We start from the raw sequence: 18,919 nt of genomic DNA on the forward strand, positions 1-18,919 counted from the left end.
GTTGGATTCCCCACCATTAACTACGCAATGAAAAACCAGTATATCAAACCCCAAACAATTGATAAAATGAAAAGAACTGCCAGCAGAACCTTATTCGACTTTTCCCCCATTACATCCGTGCCCTCCAGCGGTTTGATGCCAATATCAACCATTCTACACTATTTCTAATAAATTATCCATAGACCGGCTTTTTGTATGAAACAAGCCTGGAAGCTGCTACTTGTTGGCAGCTTCCTTGTTGTTGGATTTAGTTAATGGCACATCATGGCTAATCATATCCTCGTATGTTTCCCGTTTTACGACTAGGGAAGCCTGTCCATTTTCAGCAAACACAACAGCGGGCCTTGGAATCCGGTTATAGTTATTTGCCATAGAATAACCATAAGCACCTGTACAAAAAACAGCAAGAATTTCTTCTTTGCCGGAATCCGGAAGAGGCAGGTCCCAAATGAGCATATCTCCCGATTCGCAGCATTTTCCTGCAATCGAAACGGTTTCCTTCGGTTCCGCCAGAGGCCTGCCTGCCAGGACTGCTTCATATTTTGCCTGGTAAAGAGCAGGGCGAATATTGTCACTCATTCCGCCGTCTACGGCCAAATAATTGCGGACACCCGGAACCTCTTTCCGGGAACCTGTTTTATACAGGGTTATCCCGGCATCGCCGACTAGCGAACGGCCTGGCTCAATCCAAATTTCAGGCATTTTCATTTCATGGAGAGCAGCCTGTTCTTTAACCTCAGCAATAATTTCGCGTACATAATGAGAAGGGGCAAGTGGGTTGTCCTCTTTCGTGTATCGGATCCCAAATCCTCCTCCAAGGTTTAGAACCTTTGTTTCATATCCAAAGCTTTGATTCCATGCCGCCAATTTTTCAAAGATTTTTTTGGCTGCGAGAAGAAACCCTGTAGTCTCAAAAATTTGTGAACCAATGTGGCAATGAATCCCTAGTACATCAAAGTATTTAAATCCGCATGCCTCCAGGAGCGCTTCCTCGGCCTGGCCATTTTGAAGGTCAAAGCCAAATTTCGAGTCCTCCTGCCCTGTAAGGATGTAGTCATGCGTATGGGCCTCAATTCCCGGAGTCACCCTTAACAAAATGGAGACTCTTGTATTTTTTTCAATGCAAATGTCCTTAAGTAAGGCAAGCTCATGGAAATTATCTACAACAATGCAGCCAATTCCCATTTCAATTGCCAGCTCAAGCTCTTCCCGACTCTTGTTATTCCCATGAAAATGGATTTTGCCGACTGGAAAACCTGCCGCCTTTGCCGTAAATAGTTCGCCGCCTGACACAACATCAAGGGACAAGCCTTCTTCTTCCGCAAGCTGAATCATCGCTATCGTTGAGAATGCTTTGCTGGCATACGCTACTTGAGCCTTGACTCCCTGTGCCTCGAATTCCTTTTTAAAGCCTCTTGCACGCTCCCTGATTAAAGCAACATCATACACATATAGAGGTGTACCATACGTATTTGCTAGTTCAATGGTATCAACCCCGCCAATTTCCAGGTTTCCGGCCTGGTTCACTGCTGTTGTTCCATAAAAATGCATAAAGTCCCATCTCCCCTGTTAATGGCTTTGCCTTACTAAAGTAAAAATCTTATCAGTGGGGTTCTTCCTCCCTCACACTCATTGAAAGCTGATCCGATTGTAAAGCGGAATAAAGAAAAAGACAGGCCCGCAACAGGTACTGTCCACTACATCATTAGGTTAATTATTGATAGAGTTTACTTTAGCACATCAAAGTGCTTTCTGCAATGCCCGCTTCATTTAGAGGGCTGCCGCTGCCGGTTTTCTGCGTGGATAATTCTTGGTCTCAGAAGTGCTCCAGGAACCGCCCGGCGAATAAGAATTTGCAGTGCTGCCTTCGGTTCAAACGGAATGAAAGGCCAAAAATAGGGTATTTCAAAAGTTTTAATTCTGATTAAAAACAGTAAATATATGGTTATAGCAATAACAAATCCCGGCAAATGAAAAAAAGCCGTGATAATAAGCAGGAAAAACCTCCCTATTTTATTGGCGACACTAAGCTCATAGCTAGGTGTTGTAAACGTACCTATACCCGAAACCGCTACATAGAGGATCACTTCAGGAAGAAAAAGCCCAACGTCAACGGCAATTTGGCCGATTAAAACTGCCGCTACCAGTCCCATCGCGGTTGAAAGTGGAGTTGGTGTATGAATGGCCGCAATTCGTAAAAACTCAATTCCAAGGTCTGCGAGGAGCAGCTGAATGATAACAGGAATGCTGCTTTTTTCATTAGGCCCTATGTAAGATAGATGCTCTGGCAAAAGGGTTGGTTCTACTACAAACAGAAACCAAAGCGGCAGGAGAAATATTGATGAGAAAATACCTAGGAATCTGGCCCATCTTACGAAAGTACCTACGGCGGGAGATTGCCTGTATTCCTCCGCGTGCTGAACATGGTGAAAATAAGTTGCAGGCGCAATAATAACACTCGGTGAAGTATCTACATATATAAGGACATGGCCCTCAAGAAGATGAACTGAAGCTACATCCGCCCTCTCCGTATACCTAACGAGCGGATATGGATTATATCCTTGATTCACAATGAACTCCTCAACCGTTTTATCTGCCATTGGCAAACCATCTACCTTGATATTCTCTATCTCCTTCCTGATCTTTTCAACGAGGCCAGGGTCTGCCACGTTTTCAATATAACCGATTGCAATATCGGTTTTTGATCGCTCTCCGACTTTTAGAATTTCAAATCTTAATCGTTCATCGCGTATCCTTCTTCTTGTAAGAGCAGTATTTAGTATGATATTCTCAACAAACCCATCCCGCGAACCCCTGACCACTTTTTCCGTATCAGGCTCCTGGGGCTGACGGCCTGGATATCCCCTTGTATCTACAGACAGACCTGTACCTTCGCCTTCAATGACAAATACTATCATCCCTGAAAGAACAGCGGTAACAAAATCCTCGAGCGTCGTTACTTTTTCGATTGTCTGGTGAACAAGATGCTGTTCAATAAAAGGGAAAATGCCTGATGAAAGTTTTCCTTTCGTATCACTTTCGACTAACTCTTCCATTATCTCCATAATAAAGGTCGTCTCACACAAGCCATTCACATAATAAAAATGTACATCCTTACGCAGTACCCGAAGCTTTCGGACCCCCAGATCAAAGCTCTTTCCTAGTCCTACATTGTCCTTCATATATGTTTCAATTTCATTCAACGATTTCGGAAGCAGTGCTTTTCCCTTTTGTTTCCCTTCCATCATAACCGCTCCTTTCAAGAATAAGCTCGACAGCCTTTTTCGTAATCGGGGAGCCTGCGGAAAAATGGTCCCTTCTCGCCATTTTCCCTATATCCCCTATCCCTACGATGATTGGAACGTCTAGTCCATCCAGGCAGTAAACTGTGTCTCCGTAAATTCTTCCTATATCCAATTCCTGTACACCATGCTTATCTACACCATAGGGGGTAAGTTCCCCATCGCGATCAATACAGACGTCCACCCTCGACCATTCGGCCTGGTGAGTTTTAGAGGCTACAGCAATAATACCTAGCACCTGCACGTCTGGATGTGAGGCAACGTATTTCAGCGCAGATTCTCCCGGACCTTCCCCGACCAGTCCGCTGTCATCAAACATGACAAGAACCGGATCATGAGGGGCTAGTTTAATGAGATCAACGATTTCAGGCCCGGATAGCGTAGAGGGATTACCTGATGAAAGAGAGATGGTCCGTCCGCCAATCTCTGCCGCAACACACTCTACTGCACGCCTTGCATATTCATCACCATCTGTAACGAGGATGACACGTCTTTGCATTCAGCAATCACCTCCAAATTTCATCGATGGATAAAATAAAGCCATTGAAAGAGCGATCCAGCAATTTTCCCTAAAACTACAGCCATAAGCAGGATAATGACTTCCCCATCCAAATTCAGTCTCTTGGCAAGAATCGGGATAACGTTAAGGACTTCAGCTAGAGCGCCGGCAATCATGCCAACAAAAACACCTCCTGCGAGTCCAAGGAAGACAAGCAGAAAGGCAGGCAAGCCAAATACCGGATCCCTTAAACTCCCATATATACCAGCTACCGTCCCAAGGATAATTGCGGCTTCGTACCAGACTGCCTTATCAGCTGTTTTCGAGATTTGTGACAGGCGCGGGATAATTCCCAATACGGTAAGAAAGGCAACAAAGCCAGAACCAACTGCAAGCCCTCCGCTTAATGCGATGAACACTGCCGTTACTTCCCTAATAATCATCAAGGCGCTTCATGCTCTCCTTGTTTTCATGGATCATCACATAGTTGTCAAGATCCTGCTGGTAATTGAACATTTCCACTTCGAGCGGGCTTGGCTCTTCGTTAATTCGTTTTTTGAAAATGTGATTAAAAAATAGGACCATTCCTGCCCCAAGTCCTATCGAATACGGTATTTGAAACATCAGCGGCTCATGGGACTCCTTCCCGGTAACGATGGAATAGAGCTTTTCCTGAACACTGCGCATACTCACATCATCGTGAAAATTCATAATGGCCATGGCTGAGCCAAAAAAAAGTAAAAACCAAATCAAAATGAATAAGGGCAGGGAAACCCCTCTTTTCTTAACGATCACTTCAATCAATGTCTGGGCAGGCCCAATCGTTTGGACATCAGCACCAGGCAGCAGGGTAGTGATATGGCGAATTATTTTCATTGCATCCATGACGACAAAATTGCTGTCGCGGGAGGTGATTTTGTAAATCGGAATATTTTTTATCCTGTGGTCAAGCCCATCTGGGGCAAGGACCTGTGCAACATCCGCCAATATAATTTCCTGGCCTGGCTGGACCAATATTCGATTCCTCATCCGGATGTAGACCGTTTTGTCCAAAACACTCACTTCCATCATTGGTTTCCTTGTATTGCTAGTATGGATTTTTTGGGAATTCTTCATGAAAGGCAATAATTGCCTTGTCTATCGGATTTATGGGAGATAAAAGAGGTTGCTAAGAAGTTTCGAGGAAAGTTCACTGACTTTTAATTATTAATACCATCGCCCAGGAATAATAATTCAACAAAAAAAACCATATAGACTCAAAGGTCCATATGGTTTTTCATTTGCTGCAATATTTTCTTTTCAAGTCTTGAAACCTGTACTTGGGAAATGCCGAGCCTCTGGGCAACCTCGGATTGCGTTTGGTCCTTGTAATAACGGAGGTAGACAATCAGCTTCTCCCGTTCATCAAGCTCACCAATCGCTTCCTTTAAGGCAATTTTGTCAAACCATTTGCCGTCGTTTCCATCATCGATTTGATCCAAAAGTGTAATGGGGTCTCCATCATTTTCATAGACTGTTTCATGAATGGATGCAGGCGTCCGGCTCGCTTCTTGGGCGAGAATGATTTCCTCAGGCTCAAGGCCTAAGTGCTCGGACAATTCGTTAACTGTCGGTACACGTCCCAGCGTTTTTGACATTTCATCTTTTGCCCGGCGGATTTTATTCCCGGTCTCCTTCAGGGACCTGCTCACCTTAACTGTACCGTCATCTCTAATAAATCGTTGGATTTCTCCAATAATCATCGGAACTGCATATGTTGAAAATTTAACATCGTAGGAAAGGTCGAACTTATCGACCGATTTTAGAAGGCCGATGCAGCCGATTTGAAACAAGTCATCAGGGTCATAGCCGCGGTTTAAAAAACGCTGGACAACTGACCAGACAAGCCTCATGTTCTTTTCGACAATGGTATCCCGGGCATCCTGATCCCCTTCATGGCTTCTCTTTATTAGTTCCTTAACCTCATGGTCCTTTAGAAACGGCTGCGCACTTTCTTTTTTGACCTCCACATCCATTAGCCCGTCTCCTTAATTGCAAAGCATTTTGCTTCGGGATAGATTCTTTCGCAACCTGATCTCGGTGCCGCTGCCATGCTCGGATAATACCTCAACCTCGTCCATAAAATTTTCCATGATGGTGAAACCCATCCCGGATCGCTCAAGGTCTGGTTTAGTTGTAAACAACGGCTGCCGCGCCTCGTCAATATCAGTAATTCCATTTCCAGTATCTTTAATTACAATTTCAACAGTCTCTCCTTCAATCGAAACCCGGATATGAACAATTCCCCCTGGATCATTCTCATATCCATGGATAATTGCATTTGTAACTGCCTCTGAGACAACCGTTTTGATCTCGGTCAGCTGGTCCATCGTTGGATCAAGCTGGGCGACAAACGCCGCCACAGTCACCCGCGCGAACGATTCATTTTGGCTGAGGGCCTTGAATTGAAGAGTCATATCGTTCTTCATCACGCTACCCCCAGTCGCTGGAGTGCAAATTCTTCTGTTGGCTCCATTTTCACAATTTTAAATAGTCCCGACATATCAAACAAGCGTTCAATCGCTGGGGAAACCGAACATACAACCATTTCGCCATGAAGCTGCTTTAATTGTTTGTAGCGTCCTAAAATTACCCCCAGCCCGGAGCTATCCATGAAGGACAAACCTTCGAGGTTCAAGACGATATGGCGGATTCCATATTCTTCAATTGCATGTGTTGCTTGCTGGCGCAGCCCGTCAGCAGTGTGATGATCAAGCTCGCCGCTCAAACGGATGCACAATACTTCGTTTCTCACTTCCATTGCGATGTTCAGACTCACTATCTCCGGCCTCCTAATGTGTACTCCGGCAATTGGCATACACGCCAATGATTGCCAGCTGCGGATGCAGTCTGGCCGCCTTACAGTGAGTCAATTCGATACTTGATTGTCCAAATCCTTCTACCAGGACAAAACTAGTGTCCATTCGCTAAAGAAAGTGTCATTCTTTACCGTTTCGACAGACTATTCGCCTGACTTTGTAAACATGCCCAAAGCCCGCTTATACATTGTCCACCAGCTGGCTTCCCCTACATTTTTATTTGCTACAAGGGGACTCTCCTGGAGAACCTTTCCGCCCTTCATAATTTTAAGGGTTCCAATCCTGTCACCCTTTTCGATTGGAGCATGAAGGTCCTTCTTTAGACTAATTACCTTTTTGACATCGGAGGTTTTTTCTCCCTTTTTTGTCAGAAGGGAGATGGGCTCGCTTGTAACAGCCTCCAGCTTCTTGCGGCTGCCTTTGCTTACTTCCACTTCACCTATCGCAATATTCCGCTGATATAACGGATGCGTTTCATACTGGCTGAAGGCATAGTCCAGCATCTTTGACACCTGGGCATTCCTTGCTTTAGAGGTTGGAGCGCCAAATACAACAGCTATGACCCTCATGCCATTTTTTTGTGCGGTTGCTGTAAGGCAGTATTTTGCTTCAGAGGTAAAGCCTGTTTTTAAACCATCGACCCCAGGATAAAATCTTACGAGCTTATTGGTGTTAACAAGCCAGAATTTTTTGTCTGTATCTTCGCGAAGGTATGCTTCGTACATCCCTGTATACTTTGTAATATCTTCATATTTCAAAAGTTCTTTTGCCATGATTCCCATGTCGTGTGCAGTACTGGTATGCCCTTGGGCAGGCAAGCCTGTTGTATTTTTAAATACAGTGTTTTTCAAGCCCAGTTCCTTGGCCTTTTTATTCATCATGCCAACAAACGCTTCTTCAGAACCTCCAATCCGTTCGGCCATTGCAACAGATGCATCATTACCCGAGCCAATTGCGATCCCTTTCAAAAGTTCCTTCGTTGTCATTTCTTCCCCGACTTCCAGGAAAATTTGTGAGCCGCCCATCGAGGCTGCATATTCACTTGCTCTGACTTTTTCATTAATATCGAGTTTGCCCTCGTCCAGCGCTTCCATAATAAGGAGCATTGTCATGATTTTCGTCATGCTTGCAGGAGGCAGCTGCTCATTGCTGTTTTTTTCATAGAGGACTGTACCCGTGTCCCGCTCAATTAAAATGGCCGATTTCACATCTTTCGCCAAATCGGTGGAGTTATTTTCTTCGGCAGAAACCGTTCCTGGTAAAACTAGTGTGAAAGAAAGCAATGTTGCAAGCATTAGTGAACCTACTCGTTTCATGTACATAACCCTCCATTCTTTATAGCCTCCATTTTTTCCAAAAATGGTTTTTCTATACAATTAACTTCAACGAAAAAAAGACAGTGCAAGCTATTTTAAAGCTGGCACTGTCATTGCTTTGTATTCTATTCTGTTATTTCTCCATAGATTAGGGTTGGTGCGTCGACTTTTTCGTTGGATAGTTTGATGCTGGCATAAAGCTTATCGGTGACTTCTGCGATATTCTCGCTATTACTGTGGATCTCCGCCAGTGGCTCACCCTTTTCGACCTTATCACCAATTTTCTTCTTCAGGACAAGTCCCACTGCCAAGTCAATCTCGGATTCCTTTGTAGCCCGTCCGGCACCGAGCAGCATCGCAGCTGTCCCGACCTCATCCGCAATAATTTCTGAAACATAACCACTTTCTTTTGCTTCTAGAGGAGTAATAAAGGTTGCCTGCGGCAGCTTGGATGGATCATCAACAACTGAACCATCCCCTCCTTGTGAGCTAAGGAATACTTTCATTTTCTCAAGGGCAGAACCGTCCGCGATTGCATTTTCCAGCATCCGGCGTGCTTCAGAAAGAGATTCAGCTTTTCCAGCAAGATAGACCATGTGGCTGCCCAAAGTCAGGCTCAATTCCGCCAGGTCTTTAGGTCCTTCGCCCTTTAGTGTATCGATGGCTTCTTTTACTTCGAGAGCATTTCCAATTGCATATCCAAGCGGTTGGCTCATGTCTGAAATAACAGCCATTGTCTTCCTGCCTACGTTGTTTCCGATTCGTACCATTGCCTTTGCAAGTTCTTTGGAATCATCCAGGGTCTTCATGAATGCGCCAGCACCTGTTTTAACATCCAAAACAATTGCGTCAGCACCGGCAGCAATTTTCTTGCTCATAATCGAGCTTGCGATAAGCGGGATGCTGTCAACGGTCGCTGTGACATCGCGAAGTGAGTATAGTTTCTTATCTGCAGGTGTCAGGTTTCCGCTCTGCCCAATAACTGCAATTTTATTTTTATTTACAAGGTTCAGGAATTCATCATTGCTAATCTCGACATGAAAGCCTTCAACCGCTTCCAATTTATCAATGGTTCCTCCTGTATGTCCAAGCCCTCTCCCGGACATTTTTGCGACAGGCACGCCAACGGAAGCAACCAGTGGACCGAGAACAAGGGTTGTTGTATCTCCAACACCACCTGTGGAATGCTTGTCGACTTTGACTCCTTCAATTCCGGACAAATCAATTTGGTCACCAGATTGGACCATTGCCATCGTAAGTTCCGCGCGTTCGGATTCGGTCATTCCCTTAAAGAAGATTGCCATCGTAAAGGCACTCATTTGATAATCGGGAATGGAACCCTTTGTATAGCCTTGAATAATGAAATTGATTTCTTCAGCAGTCAACTCTTGCCCATCACGCTTTTTCTCAATTAAATCTACCATTCTCATCGTGATCACCATACCTTTTCATTTTTCGGTATTAGCTTAATAAGAGGCTATGTTAAACAATGTTGTTGATTTCCGCTTCACAAAGGAATACTACCATGAATAATGATCGCAGAGACACAAAGGAAAGCTACCCAGAATAAACATCGCAGGGACAGACGCCCTTTGTCTGTCACGAGGCGTTTTTGCCTGTCGCGAGGCGCTTCGCTTTCCACGGGCGGCCTGCGGGGTCTCCCACTAACCTTATATCCCGTAGGACGTCTTCCAAGAAAAAGCATCGCAGGAGAAATGCGCTCTTTGCATTTTCGAACGAGTCTTCGCGCCTTCCGCTTCAATCATAATATTGGTTATCAACAATTCATTCACATAGCTAATAAAAAAAAATCTATTTTAATTCACTTAGGAAGCTCTTTCCATGCTCTGGCATTGTCACATTGAAGTTGTCAGCAACTGTTGCACCAATATCGGCAAACGTTTCCCTAAGTGAAAGCTCTTTCCCTTCAGCAAACCGTTTCGAATAAACCAAAAGGGGCACAAATTCACGGGTGTGGTCTGTTCCGGGATGTACAGGATCGTTGCCATGGTCAGCGGTAATAATGAGCAAGTCATCCTCTTTTAATTTTTCAAGGACTTCTGGAAGCCGTGCATCATACTCTTCAAGCGCTTTTCCATATCCTTCAGGATCACGGCGATGGCCATATAGCGCATCAAAATCTACGAGATTCAAAAAGCTAAGGCCTGTAAAATCCATGTCAAGCGTTTGATTCAGCTTATCCATTCCATCCATGTTTGACACAGTACGAAGTGATTGAGTTACCCCTTCACCGTCATAGATGTCTGAAATTTTACCAATTGCAATCACATCTTGGCCGGCATCTTTAAGCTCATTCATAACAGTCCTGCCAAATGGTTTCAACGCATAGTCATGGCGATTGGCAGTTCTTTTGAAATTCCCTGGCTCACCGACATATGGCCTTGCAATCACACGGCCAACCATATATTTTTCATCGAGAGTCAATTCTCTCGCAATTTTGCAAATCTGATACAATTCATCTAAAGGAACAATCTCCTCATGTGCTGCAATCTGAAGGACGGAATCGGCGGATGTATAGACAATCAACGCTCCCGTTTCCATATGTTCCTTGCCAAGTTCAACAAGGATTTCTGTGCCACTTGCGGGTTTATTGCCGATAATTTTCCTGCCTGTACGGGATTCAAGCTCAGAAAGAAGTTCATCCGGGAACCCTTCAGGGAATACGCGAAACGGTGTCTGTATATTAAGGCCCATTATTTCCCAATGGCCGGTCATTGTATCTTTTCCATTTGAAGCTTCCTGCATTTTTGTAAAATAGGCTAGTGGCTTCTCCTGTTTTTGTATTCCTTTAATTTCTTTTATATTGCTGAGCCCAAGCTTACCCATGACAGGCATATTGAGCCCGTCCATTGCCTCTGCAATGTGCCCCAGCGTGTCTGAACCCTTATCTCCAAATCTTTCTGCGTCAGGTGCTTCACCTATTCCGACGGAATCCATTACAATTAAAAAAATTCGCTTGAATGTACCAGTTTGGCCCACTCTTTTTCCTCCTTTTTTTTCGGCAAGAATAAAGTTTCAATATCTACCGCCTTATTATTAATACAATTGTTGAAATACTGGACTCGCCTTTATTTTCGGCCAATGTCATCGTTTTCATATTTGTTAAGAAAGTATCCATACGATAATAAAACTACATTGAAAGTCTCTTTGATATTCTACCCTTTCCAAAAACTCATTAATCGGTAGTAGAAACGTCAGAAGTCTGACATCTATATTTTACTAAACCGCTCAAAAATTACAAGCAGTAACTCAGGTTATCTTCATATTTTTCTGCTTAAATTAAAGCAGGCTTTTTGAAGCTCCTCTATTTGGGATGTATATATAAATGGTACCGACCTCCGCAGTGCAATTGACCCTTTCTACATTTATTTCCATTTCGTTTGCAGCGGAACGGTATAGTGGGTATTCTGGCCCCTTGCCTGTCAAAGTTAAGAGCGGGCAAAGAAAAAGGTGTCCGATACTGAAGGGGACACCTTTTTCTACTAATCTCTTAAGCTCTTGGATGGAATTTACTATATACATCACGCAGCCTGACTTTAGTGACGTGTGTATAAATTTGGGTTGTTGAAATATCGGCATGTCCAAGCATTTCCTGTACTGCCCTTAAGTCTGCGCCGTTCTCAAGTAGATGGGTTGCGAAAGAATGCCTGAGCGTATGTGGTGTCAGGTCCTTTTCAATGCCTGCCTCGGTGGCCAGCTTCTTAAGAATTTTCCAAAATCCCTGTCTAGTCAGTCTTTGTCCCAGGTGATTCAGAAATAATGCCTCCTCCCGAGCAGACTTTTTGGTTACAAGTTCGGGACGTCCATCATCGAGATACCGCTGCAATGCTTCGGTAGCAGTCCGTCCAACTGGAATAATTCGCTCCTTATTCCCTTTTCCAATGCAGCGGACGAATCCCATTTGTAAATGAAGGTCGCCAATATTCAAGCCTATTAATTCGCTGACCCGAATTCCCGTTGCATAGAGGATTTCAAGCATTGCTTTATCCCTTAGTCCATAGGGTCCTTCCTGTGCCGGAGTTTCCAGCAAGGTTTCTACTTCTTCCATGCTTAATACTTTCGGAAGATTCCTTTCTAGAGTTGGTGTCTCAATATGGACCGACGGGTCATGTTCGGAAGCTTTGTCCCTTAATAAAAACTGATGGAAGGAGCGGATTGATGCGACGTTCCTGGCAATCGTTTTAGACGACTTGCCATCCTCCTTCAATTTTCCAAGATAATGGAGAATATGCGTCCTCTGTATATCATTAATAGAGGAAAGTCCATCCTTGTTTTTCACATGTTTCAAATATCCTTTTAAATCCCGTTCATACGCAATGACCGTATTTTGGGACAATCCCTTTTCAACCATTAAAAAATGAATAAAATCCTTTAAGTGATCTTCCATCATGCAAATTACTCCCCGTTCAAATAGAACAGCAACAACCGGTCAAGCCATTCAGGGTTAGCTCCCTGTGGACTGCTCGAAACTTTGACAGCAGCCCCTTTCGGCTCATCATACCGGTGATAGTTCTGATACTCTTCGTGTAACCATATCATACCATAATAAAAAAGGACCGTGCAGGTTACAAACAAGATAAATACCTTTAAAGTATGATAAACAGCCCTGCAAAATGACATCATCGTTGTCTTCCCCCACGTTTCAGGTTTTAGTACAAGGTATGCCAAATTTGCAGAATATTATACCTCAGCGCAAGAACAAAAAGCGCAAGCGCCTCGAGACAGGCAAAATGCGCCTCGTGACAGACAAAGGGCGTCTGTCCCTTCGATGTTTATTCTGGGTAGCTTTCCTTTCTGTCTCTGCGATGATTATTCCAAGAAGCTTTCCTTGTGGAGCTAGATTCCATTGTCTCTATACAGATATCCACAATCATATACTCTTAATAATTCCTTTAAAAACAAAAAGCCCTCCTAAAGCGGAAGGCCCGTTACTATTTATTTGTAATTTCTTTTTCCACTTTATCGGCTTCACTTTTGCCCTGGCAGCGGTGGCAAATTCCATGGAATGTGAGCCTATGGTCTTTGATTTTGAAATTCCAGCGCCGTTCAACGATCTCTTCTACATCTTCCAAAAGATCTTCCTGAATTTCATCAACTGCACCACATTCGATGCAGACAAGGTGATGGTGGAAATGTGCGGCACCTTCCTGGCGCAGGTCATACCTGGAAACACCATCTCCAAAATTAATCTTGTCGACTATTTTCAATTCAGTTAGCAATTCCAGTGTCCGATAAACAGTTGCCAGGCCGATTTCGGGCGATTTCTCTTTGACTAGGAGATATACGTCTTCGGCACTTAGATGGTCCTCTTCGTTCTCCAATAAAACCCGAACGGTGGCTTCTCGCTGCGGAGTCAGCTTATAGCTCGATGAATGCAAATGTTTTTTTATTCTTTCAATCCTTGTTTCCATGGGGTTGACCTCCCTCGCAACTGTCCATCCCATTATAACAGATTGAAATAAAGTTGAAAACTAAAATTATTATAAATAACAGATTAAAATTATTATTAACTGAAAGTGATAATCATCACAGTGATCCAGCAATGATTTTCATGAAACCTGGTGAAAGATAGGCTTCAATTCCCGATCCTATCGCTAAAAGAACGAGTGCTATCGCAAGAAAAGCAACATATCTTCCAAATAACGGCATGACTGGCTGGCCTACTTTTTTAAAAAACTGTCTTCTTATCATTTTCAATGAGAATACAATTGACACTGCAGACATGATAATAAACACTGGAATGATAATCACATTCTGTGGCAAAATCGAGACAAATGCAAATATAAACCCATCCCAACCCATTTGGCTGACCAAAAATCCAACCGTAAAGCCAACAACCATCCCTTTTATAAACAATAGAATCAGGATGATTGGGAGCCCAATAATGGATATTCCGAGCACCCACATCAGCGAGATGAATTTGCTATTATGCACTAGACTCTGAAAAAATAAATCCCTGGCAGATTCAGTTTCCCCTTTGGCAATCTGCCCAAAAAATTGTGTTAAATAATAGAACAAATCTTCCTTTTGGGCTATATTCATGCTGTTGACAATAATGGCCCCGAAAATGACTCCCATCATAAACAGGATGGAGACAAATAGAAAGATTGAGGAGTGTTCGCCTAAATATGCTGCTGCAATGGACTGGTTCATACGTTTTTTCATGGTCTCTCCTCCTAAAGGATTATTTCTACATTGTATGCCAGTCCTATTAGGTTATTACTGCTCCTTCTATTTCGTTAGCTCTTTTCTGAAAGAGTGTGTATGTAAAAGTAGTTGATTTCCACTCCACTAAGGAAAGCTCCCATGAATAATCATTGCAGAGACACAAAGGAAAGCTCCCATGAATAATCATTGCAGAGACACAAAGGAAAGCTACCATGAATAATCATTGCAGAGACACAAAGGAAAGCTACCCAGAATAAACATCGCAGGGACAGACGCCCTTTGTCTGTCACGACGCGCATTTTGCCTGTCTCGAGGATGCTCGCGGACCTTAGGGGCGTGCGGTGAGCCTCCTGCGACTGTGGGTCTCACCTGTCCTGCTGCCCCCGCTGGATGTTGAATAATCTTCCTAAAAAAGTACCGCAGGAGAAAATGCGCCTTTTGTATTTTCGAACGAGCTCGCACATTCCGTCCATCCAACTTGATGCAATACTTTTTCTTTCCTCACAGCAATAAGGGTTATAAAACAGCCATTTCTCTCTATTAAATTAAGGGAGGTTTCTATGAATAGTCTACTTTTCCGTATTTGCCTCCGCCGCCTGCTGAAAGCTGAAGCCTTCCTTCTCTTGCTTCAATGATGAGTTCCGCAATCCTCCCTGGAATTACCTGTTCAATTGCTTCTCTTGGAACATTATGAAGAATATCCATTTCCGTTCCAAAATGCCACAATAGTTTTTCAAACAGCTTTGGCCCAAGGCCGGGGATGAAATCAAGTGGGACCTGATGAATATATGGAGGCCGCCATGCCGGATGGGCATTTGCACTCGAAAGATCGGCAATCCGGTCTGCGACGCCTCTAATTATCTTTATCGAACCGCAATGGCTGCAAGTCGTACCTATTTGAGCCACTGGGTTCATACACTCCGCACAAACAGTCCCATGATATTTTCCAAGCAGGGGATCAAGCCCATAGTTTGCATGGATTCCCCTTCCATCTTTTCTTTTCAAAACGTTCGAAAGCTCTGAAAAAGAAGGCTCCTCCATTTGAATTGCCTGATATTCACGAGCAATTTTTCCAAGAGAGTGGGCATCAGAATTTGTTAAAAAAGTATAGCGGTGCAGCTCCTCCAAGCCATCCGCCATTGATGTATCCGAACTCAAGCCTAGTTCAATCCCATCTATAAGACCAGGATCCAGCACTTCGGCAAGAGACTTTGTCACGCCTTTTCCATAAAGGCTTTTGAATGGAGTGAAAACATGGGCTGGGATAAACAGTCCCCCAAGCTCTTTTACTTTTGTCTGCAGTTCAAGCCCTGTTGCATAAATTCGCTGCGAGCTGAGAGTAATGTTTTTTAGTTTCCCTGAAAGCCATGCCGAAAAGCCTTTCATTGCTTTCAGGTTAGGCATATAGCAAAGGACATGGATTGGACCTTTACAATTCTCATCATAAATTTCAAGCTCCGAACCAGGGATAACAGCCATCCCTTCATACACTAATCCACCGCCCCGAAGCTCTGCCATCTCACCTGCCGCAATCAGTTCTTCCATCTCCAATATGACCTCCGGCGAATGGCAATCGATAATGCCAATCATATGAAGACCTTTTTTATTGCGGGCATGTTCAATAATATTGCTGAAAGTAAGAGACTTTGCCCCGGTTATTTTGACCGGCTTCCCTGTCTTTGTGCGGCCGATATGAATATGTAAATCCGCATAATACCGTTCCATTATTTTAAAAGTGCCTCCTGAAGCTGGACATACTGGACAGCATAGGCAGTCTTTGCGTCATAAATCCGCTTTTCTTTAATTAAGGAGAGCGCTTCGTCAAGTGTAACCTCCATAAGGTTGACGAATTCATCCTCGTCAAGTCCTGCCGCATCCTCTTTTACGGAAAGGCCTCTGGCTATGTAGAGATGGACCAGTTCATCTGCAAAGCCAGGTGATGTATAGAAGGAAATCAGATGTTCCATTTCCTCACACACATAGCCTGTTTCCTCCTCCAACTCTCGGCGTGCGCAAATTGCGGGATCTTCTCCTTTTTCAAGCTTGCCAGCAGGGATTTCAACCAAAATTCTCTCCATCGGTTTCCTGTACTGCTCAACCAAGACTATTTTTTGTTCATCCGTTACTGCAAGTACCGCAACTGCACCAGGATGCTTAACGATTTCTCTCGTCGAAGTTTTGCCGTTTGGAAGTTCCACTTCATCAAGCTTTACGGTGATGATTCTTCCACTAAATATTTCCTTGCTGCCGATTGTTTTTTCTTCAAGATTTCCCATGCATGTCCACTCCTGTTCTATTCCTATCCTTATGTTCATACATTCTATCATACTTTAATTGGGGGTTATTAACCATGAAGGCGTATGTACATAAGAAGGGGTTCACTCTCTCCGGCAAAGCATGGGAAATCCGCTATTTACTCCGGGAACTCAGTTCAACACATCTAACCGTTTCAGACCTGCTCCAATATGAAGCAGAAAGGCAGACAAGTTGCCGGTGATCCTCCTATTTGGGTAAGATACCCATAAGGAGTGATTGCTATGAATAGAAATAAGTTAGGCAATTCCGATCTCGAAGTCAGCGTTCTCGGCCTTGGCTGCATGTCGCTTGGGACAGATTTGGACAAAGCCAAGTCGATCATTGATGCTGCGCTTGATGAGGGGATCAATTATTTTGATACTGCTGATTTGTATGATTTCGGGGAAAATGAACGAATCGTCGGCGAAGCCTTGAAAGGACGCCGTGACAAAGTAATTATCGCCACAAAGGCGGGAAATCGCTGGAAATCAGATAAATCCGGCTGGTCATGGGATCCTTCAAAGGATCATATTAAACAGGCAGTCAAGGATAGCCTGAAACGGCTGCAAACCGATTATATTGATTTGTACCAGCTCCATGGCGGTACGATTGAGGATCCAATTGATGAAACCATTGAAGCGTTTGAAGAACTTAAATCCGAGGGGTTAATCCGGTATTATGGGATTTCATCAATCCGGCCGAATGTTGTAAGGGAATATGTAAAAAAATCCTCGATAGTCTCTGTCATGGTCCAGTACAGCATGCTTGACCGAAGGCCTGAGGAAGACATCCTGCCGATTCTCGAAGCTAATGGCATATCAGCGGTTACGAGGGGACCGGTCGCCAAGGGGCTGCTCAGCGAGAAAATGCTGGAGAAAGCATCCCCTTCTGGCTATCTCGATTACAGCCTTGATGAGCTTGGGAGCTTCCTTCCATTACTTAAGGAGAAACTTGGCTCACGCCCGCTAACAGAAGCGGCGCTTCAATATAATCTCTCTCACCCCGCTGTTGCTTCCGTAGTTACCGGCGCAAGCAGTGTAGAACAGATTAAAAAGAATGCACAGGCAGCCCGAGCCAATCCGCTTACAGAGGAAGAAATCGCGATTATTCGAGAACTTACAAAATCAAATGAGTACGCGGAGCATAGATAGGGTAGGAACTTCAATCCCGTGGGGATCTTACACCTGTTTGTTATGTAGGAATAATCTTTAGGGCAGCCGATTGTTTGGCTGCCCTATTCTTTTTTATTTGCCCATTGAATTGCTTCACATTCTATTTCACTAGCAATCCCATGTTTGTACTGTATGTATGAATCAATATCATATGGAAATTTCTTCGCAGCTTCTTCCTTTATATTCCCATAAGAACTCGCTCTTTTAGGATGAGCGATTAGATAATCTCGAAAGTAAAGATGCCTGCCTGCGTGAGGGCTGCCTAACTGATATGCATGCAAGTGAACGATTCGGTCTCCGGTTGAACTCGCCTTAACAAAATAACGTCGTCCCGGAATTCCATTTTCACCTCTTGCGATATAGCCGGCACCACTCATCTTATCTTCATTCCTATCAAAAATGGCCAACGAATCAGCTTCAGCCAAAATATCAATAATAGGTTTGGCACTTAAGCCCGGTACAGACGTACTGCCAATATGGTGAAGGATAAGCCCTTCACCGTCCAACACTTCCAATAGCAGCTTTTTTTCTGTCTCAAACTTAATAGGCCAGTCAGTTGAGTATGGAATTACCTCTACTCTCCGCGGCGTCATTACTTGAAGTCTTTCCAGCTCATGCCGCTTTCGTTTAGCAGCTCTTCGAAACTCTTGTTTTTCTCCTTTAATCGGCGCTCCTCGCGCTTGCGCTGCTCTTCCTCTTCAGCTTTGCGAGCTTCCTCCTGCTTTAACTCCTGCTGTCGGTTTTTTAGCTGAGTAAATAAATCCTGATCAATCATATCCCCGAGTGTTAGCGGAGATTCCGTCTTCTTTGATTGCTGGTTTAGTCTTTTTGTCTGCTTTTTCTTTGCCATACTTGCCGCTCCCTTTTATAAATATATGACTATTATACTCGATTCTATTAGCAGTAGAAATGATAGGCAAGTTTATCCCGATGGTAGATAATGACGCCTATAGTGCGCAAAGGTTTGTTTTGGTATAGAGATGTATCAACGACCTTAATGTCTGAGAAACACAATTAAAGGCGTTGATAGAGGGGCATCAACGACCAAAACGTCCGAAATACACGATTAAGGGCGTTGATAGAGGGGCATCAACGACCAAAACGTCCGAAAAACACAATTAAGGGCGTTGATAGAGGGGCATCAACGACCAAAACGTCCGAAAAACACGATTAAGGGCGTCGATAGGCGGGTATCAATGACCGAAACGACTGAGAAACACAATTAAGGGCGTTGATAGAGGGGCATCAACGACCAAAACGTCTGAAATACACGATTAAGGGCGTTGAT

At 43.9% G+C, this 18,919-nt stretch carries 21 protein-coding genes; 2 read left to right on the forward strand and 19 right to left on the reverse strand.

The genetic code is table 11. The annotated features are described in order from the left end of the window. Nucleotides 1-216 precede the first annotated feature (216 nt). The 17 genes from lysA to A8F94_RS03775 all read right to left on the reverse strand — a co-directional run bounded on the left by lysA (nt 217) and on the right by A8F94_RS03775 (nt 16,440). The gene (gene lysA, locus A8F94_RS03695) at nt 217-1,551 is read right to left on the reverse strand and encodes a diaminopimelate decarboxylase (protein WP_066195769.1); all 1,335 of its coding nucleotides are present in this window, start codon (nt 1,549-1,551) and stop codon (nt 217-219) included. Between the two features lie 215 nt (nt 1,552-1,766). After that, a complete protein-coding gene (locus tag A8F94_RS03700) occupies nt 1,767-3,245 on the reverse strand; it encodes a spore germination protein (protein WP_139070016.1) in 1,479 nt (492 codons plus the stop codon). Next, nucleotides 3,196-3,801, reverse strand: a complete 606-nt coding sequence (locus tag A8F94_RS03705) for a stage V sporulation protein AE (protein ID WP_066195776.1) — start codon at nt 3,799-3,801, stop codon at nt 3,196-3,198. Before A8F94_RS03705 ends, A8F94_RS03700 begins: the two co-directional genes overlap by 50 nt. A 20-nt stretch (nt 3,802-3,821) precedes the next feature. After that, nucleotides 3,822-4,244, reverse strand: coding sequence for a stage V sporulation protein AB (locus A8F94_RS03710; protein WP_175384362.1), 423 nt, complete (start codon nt 4,242-4,244; stop codon nt 3,822-3,824). Then, on the reverse strand, nt 4,234-4,872 hold the full coding sequence (locus A8F94_RS03715) for a stage V sporulation protein AA (protein ID WP_139070017.1): 639 nt from the start codon (nt 4,870-4,872) through the stop codon (nt 4,234-4,236). The genes A8F94_RS03710 and A8F94_RS03715 overlap by 11 nt, the downstream gene beginning before the upstream one ends. A gap of 185 nt (nt 4,873-5,057) precedes the next feature. Continuing rightward, nucleotides 5,058-5,816 carry an RNA polymerase sporulation sigma factor SigF gene (gene sigF, locus A8F94_RS03720; RefSeq protein ID WP_066195783.1) on the reverse strand — a complete coding sequence of 253 codons (759 nt, stop codon included), beginning with the start codon at nt 5,814-5,816 and terminating at the stop codon, nt 5,058-5,060. Between the two features lie 12 nt (nt 5,817-5,828). Then, complete coding sequence (spoIIAB, locus tag A8F94_RS03725) at nt 5,829-6,269, reverse strand: anti-sigma F factor (protein WP_066195785.1); 441 nt, start codon at nt 6,267-6,269, stop codon at nt 5,829-5,831. Next, nucleotides 6,269-6,619, reverse strand: coding sequence for an anti-sigma F factor antagonist (spoIIAA, locus tag A8F94_RS03730; RefSeq protein ID WP_066195788.1), 351 nt, complete (start codon nt 6,617-6,619; stop codon nt 6,269-6,271). The genes spoIIAB and spoIIAA overlap by 1 nt, the downstream gene beginning before the upstream one ends. Nucleotides 6,620-6,802: 183 nt before the next feature. Beyond that, nucleotides 6,803-7,975, reverse strand: coding sequence for a D-alanyl-D-alanine carboxypeptidase family protein (locus tag A8F94_RS03735; RefSeq protein ID WP_066195790.1), 1,173 nt, complete (start codon nt 7,973-7,975; stop codon nt 6,803-6,805). 125 nt (nt 7,976-8,100) lie between these two features. Continuing rightward, on the reverse strand, nt 8,101-9,405 hold the full coding sequence (locus A8F94_RS03740; RefSeq protein WP_066195792.1) for a pyrimidine-nucleoside phosphorylase: 1,305 nt from the start codon (nt 9,403-9,405) through the stop codon (nt 8,101-8,103). 382 nt (nt 9,406-9,787) lie between these two features. Then, on the reverse strand, nt 9,788-10,975 hold the full coding sequence (gene deoB, locus A8F94_RS03745) for a phosphopentomutase (protein WP_302621286.1): 1,188 nt from the start codon (nt 10,973-10,975) through the stop codon (nt 9,788-9,790). Between the two features lie 511 nt (nt 10,976-11,486). Beyond that, a complete protein-coding gene (xerD, locus tag A8F94_RS03750) occupies nt 11,487-12,383 on the reverse strand; it encodes a site-specific tyrosine recombinase XerD (protein WP_066197234.1) in 897 nt (298 codons plus the stop codon). An 8-nt stretch (nt 12,384-12,391) separates the two neighbouring features. Beyond that, entirely contained in the window at nt 12,392-12,619 is a 228-nt protein-coding gene (locus tag A8F94_RS03755; RefSeq protein ID WP_066195794.1) for a YqzK family protein, read from the reverse strand. A 308-nt stretch (nt 12,620-12,927) separates the two neighbouring features. Beyond that, nucleotides 12,928-13,407, reverse strand: coding sequence for a ferric iron uptake transcriptional regulator (gene fur, locus A8F94_RS03760; protein ID WP_066195796.1), 480 nt, complete (start codon nt 13,405-13,407; stop codon nt 12,928-12,930). A gap of 115 nt (nt 13,408-13,522) precedes the next feature. Further along, a complete protein-coding gene (spoIIM, locus tag A8F94_RS03765) occupies nt 13,523-14,161 on the reverse strand; it encodes a stage II sporulation protein M (protein ID WP_066195799.1) in 639 nt (212 codons plus the stop codon). 561 nt (nt 14,162-14,722) lie between these two features. Next, nucleotides 14,723-15,889 carry an endonuclease Q family protein gene (locus A8F94_RS03770; RefSeq protein ID WP_066195802.1) on the reverse strand — a complete coding sequence of 389 codons (1,167 nt, stop codon included), beginning with the start codon at nt 15,887-15,889 and terminating at the stop codon, nt 14,723-14,725. Then, entirely contained in the window at nt 15,889-16,440 is a 552-nt protein-coding gene (locus A8F94_RS03775) for an NUDIX domain-containing protein (protein WP_066195804.1), read from the reverse strand. The genes A8F94_RS03770 and A8F94_RS03775 overlap by 1 nt, the downstream gene beginning before the upstream one ends. Before the next feature lie 74 nt (nt 16,441-16,514). Between A8F94_RS03775 and mciZ the strand changes: the two genes are divergently transcribed. Continuing rightward, complete coding sequence (mciZ, locus tag A8F94_RS24805; RefSeq protein ID WP_139070018.1) at nt 16,515-16,661, forward strand: Z-ring formation inhibitor MciZ; 147 nt, start codon at nt 16,515-16,517, stop codon at nt 16,659-16,661. 40 nt (nt 16,662-16,701) lie between these two features. After that, nucleotides 16,702-17,610, forward strand: a complete 909-nt coding sequence (locus A8F94_RS03780; RefSeq protein ID WP_066195809.1) for an aldo/keto reductase — start codon at nt 16,702-16,704, stop codon at nt 17,608-17,610. 83 nt (nt 17,611-17,693) lie between these two features. Here A8F94_RS03780 and A8F94_RS03785 read toward each other — a convergent pair whose 3' ends face one another. Then, nucleotides 17,694-18,224, reverse strand: coding sequence for a GrpB family protein (locus A8F94_RS03785; RefSeq protein ID WP_066195811.1), 531 nt, complete (start codon nt 18,222-18,224; stop codon nt 17,694-17,696). Further along, entirely contained in the window at nt 18,224-18,481 is a 258-nt protein-coding gene (locus A8F94_RS03790; protein ID WP_066195814.1) for a YqkE family protein, read from the reverse strand. Before A8F94_RS03790 ends, A8F94_RS03785 begins: the two co-directional genes overlap by 1 nt. Nucleotides 18,482-18,919 lie beyond the last annotated feature (438 nt).

Origin of the sequence: Bacillus sp. FJAT-27225, from assembly GCF_001685025.1 — a bacterium.
GTDB lineage: Bacteria > Bacillota > Bacilli > Bacillales > Cytobacillaceae > Bacillus_D.

What these genes read in the sequence shown, in the direction of transcription:
- lysA (WP_066195769.1), bottom strand. Translation starts at nt 1,551, where the DNA reads ATGCATTTTTATGGAACAACAGCAGTGAACCAGGCCGGAAACCTGGAA.
- A8F94_RS03700 (WP_139070016.1), bottom strand. Translation starts at nt 3,245, where the DNA reads ATGGAAGGGAAACAAAAGGGAAAAGCACTGCTTCCGAAATCGTTGAAT.
- A8F94_RS03705 (WP_066195776.1), bottom strand. Translation starts at nt 3,801, where the DNA reads ATGCAAAGACGTGTCATCCTCGTTACAGATGGTGATGAATATGCAAGG.
- A8F94_RS03710 (WP_175384362.1), bottom strand. Translation starts at nt 4,244, where the DNA reads ATGATTATTAGGGAAGTAACGGCAGTGTTCATCGCATTAAGCGGAGGG.
- A8F94_RS03715 (WP_139070017.1), bottom strand. Translation starts at nt 4,872, where the DNA reads ATGATGGAAGTGAGTGTTTTGGACAAAACGGTCTACATCCGGATGAGG.
- sigF (WP_066195783.1), bottom strand. Translation starts at nt 5,816, where the DNA reads ATGGATGTGGAGGTCAAAAAAGAAAGTGCGCAGCCGTTTCTAAAGGAC.
- spoIIAB (WP_066195785.1), bottom strand. Translation starts at nt 6,269, where the DNA reads ATGAAGAACGATATGACTCTTCAATTCAAGGCCCTCAGCCAAAATGAA.
- A8F94_RS03735 (WP_066195790.1), bottom strand. Translation starts at nt 7,975, where the DNA reads ATGAAACGAGTAGGTTCACTAATGCTTGCAACATTGCTTTCTTTCACA.
- A8F94_RS03740 (WP_066195792.1), bottom strand. Translation starts at nt 9,405, where the DNA reads ATGAGAATGGTAGATTTAATTGAGAAAAAGCGTGATGGGCAAGAGTTG.
- xerD (WP_066197234.1), bottom strand. Translation starts at nt 12,383, where the DNA reads ATGGAAGATCACTTAAAGGATTTTATTCATTTTTTAATGGTTGAAAAG.
- A8F94_RS03755 (WP_066195794.1), bottom strand. Translation starts at nt 12,619, where the DNA reads ATGATGTCATTTTGCAGGGCTGTTTATCATACTTTAAAGGTATTTATC.
- fur (WP_066195796.1), bottom strand. Translation starts at nt 13,407, where the DNA reads ATGGAAACAAGGATTGAAAGAATAAAAAAACATTTGCATTCATCGAGC.
- spoIIM (WP_066195799.1), bottom strand. Translation starts at nt 14,161, where the DNA reads ATGAAAAAACGTATGAACCAGTCCATTGCAGCAGCATATTTAGGCGAA.
- A8F94_RS03770 (WP_066195802.1), bottom strand. Translation starts at nt 15,889, where the DNA reads ATGGAACGGTATTATGCGGATTTACATATTCATATCGGCCGCACAAAG.
- A8F94_RS03775 (WP_066195804.1), bottom strand. Translation starts at nt 16,440, where the DNA reads ATGGGAAATCTTGAAGAAAAAACAATCGGCAGCAAGGAAATATTTAGT.
- mciZ (WP_139070018.1), top strand. Translation starts at nt 16,515, where the DNA reads ATGAAGGCGTATGTACATAAGAAGGGGTTCACTCTCTCCGGCAAAGCA.
- A8F94_RS03780 (WP_066195809.1), top strand. Translation starts at nt 16,702, where the DNA reads ATGAATAGAAATAAGTTAGGCAATTCCGATCTCGAAGTCAGCGTTCTC.
- A8F94_RS03785 (WP_066195811.1), bottom strand. Translation starts at nt 18,224, where the DNA reads ATGACGCCGCGGAGAGTAGAGGTAATTCCATACTCAACTGACTGGCCT.
- A8F94_RS03790 (WP_066195814.1), bottom strand. Translation starts at nt 18,481, where the DNA reads ATGGCAAAGAAAAAGCAGACAAAAAGACTAAACCAGCAATCAAAGAAG.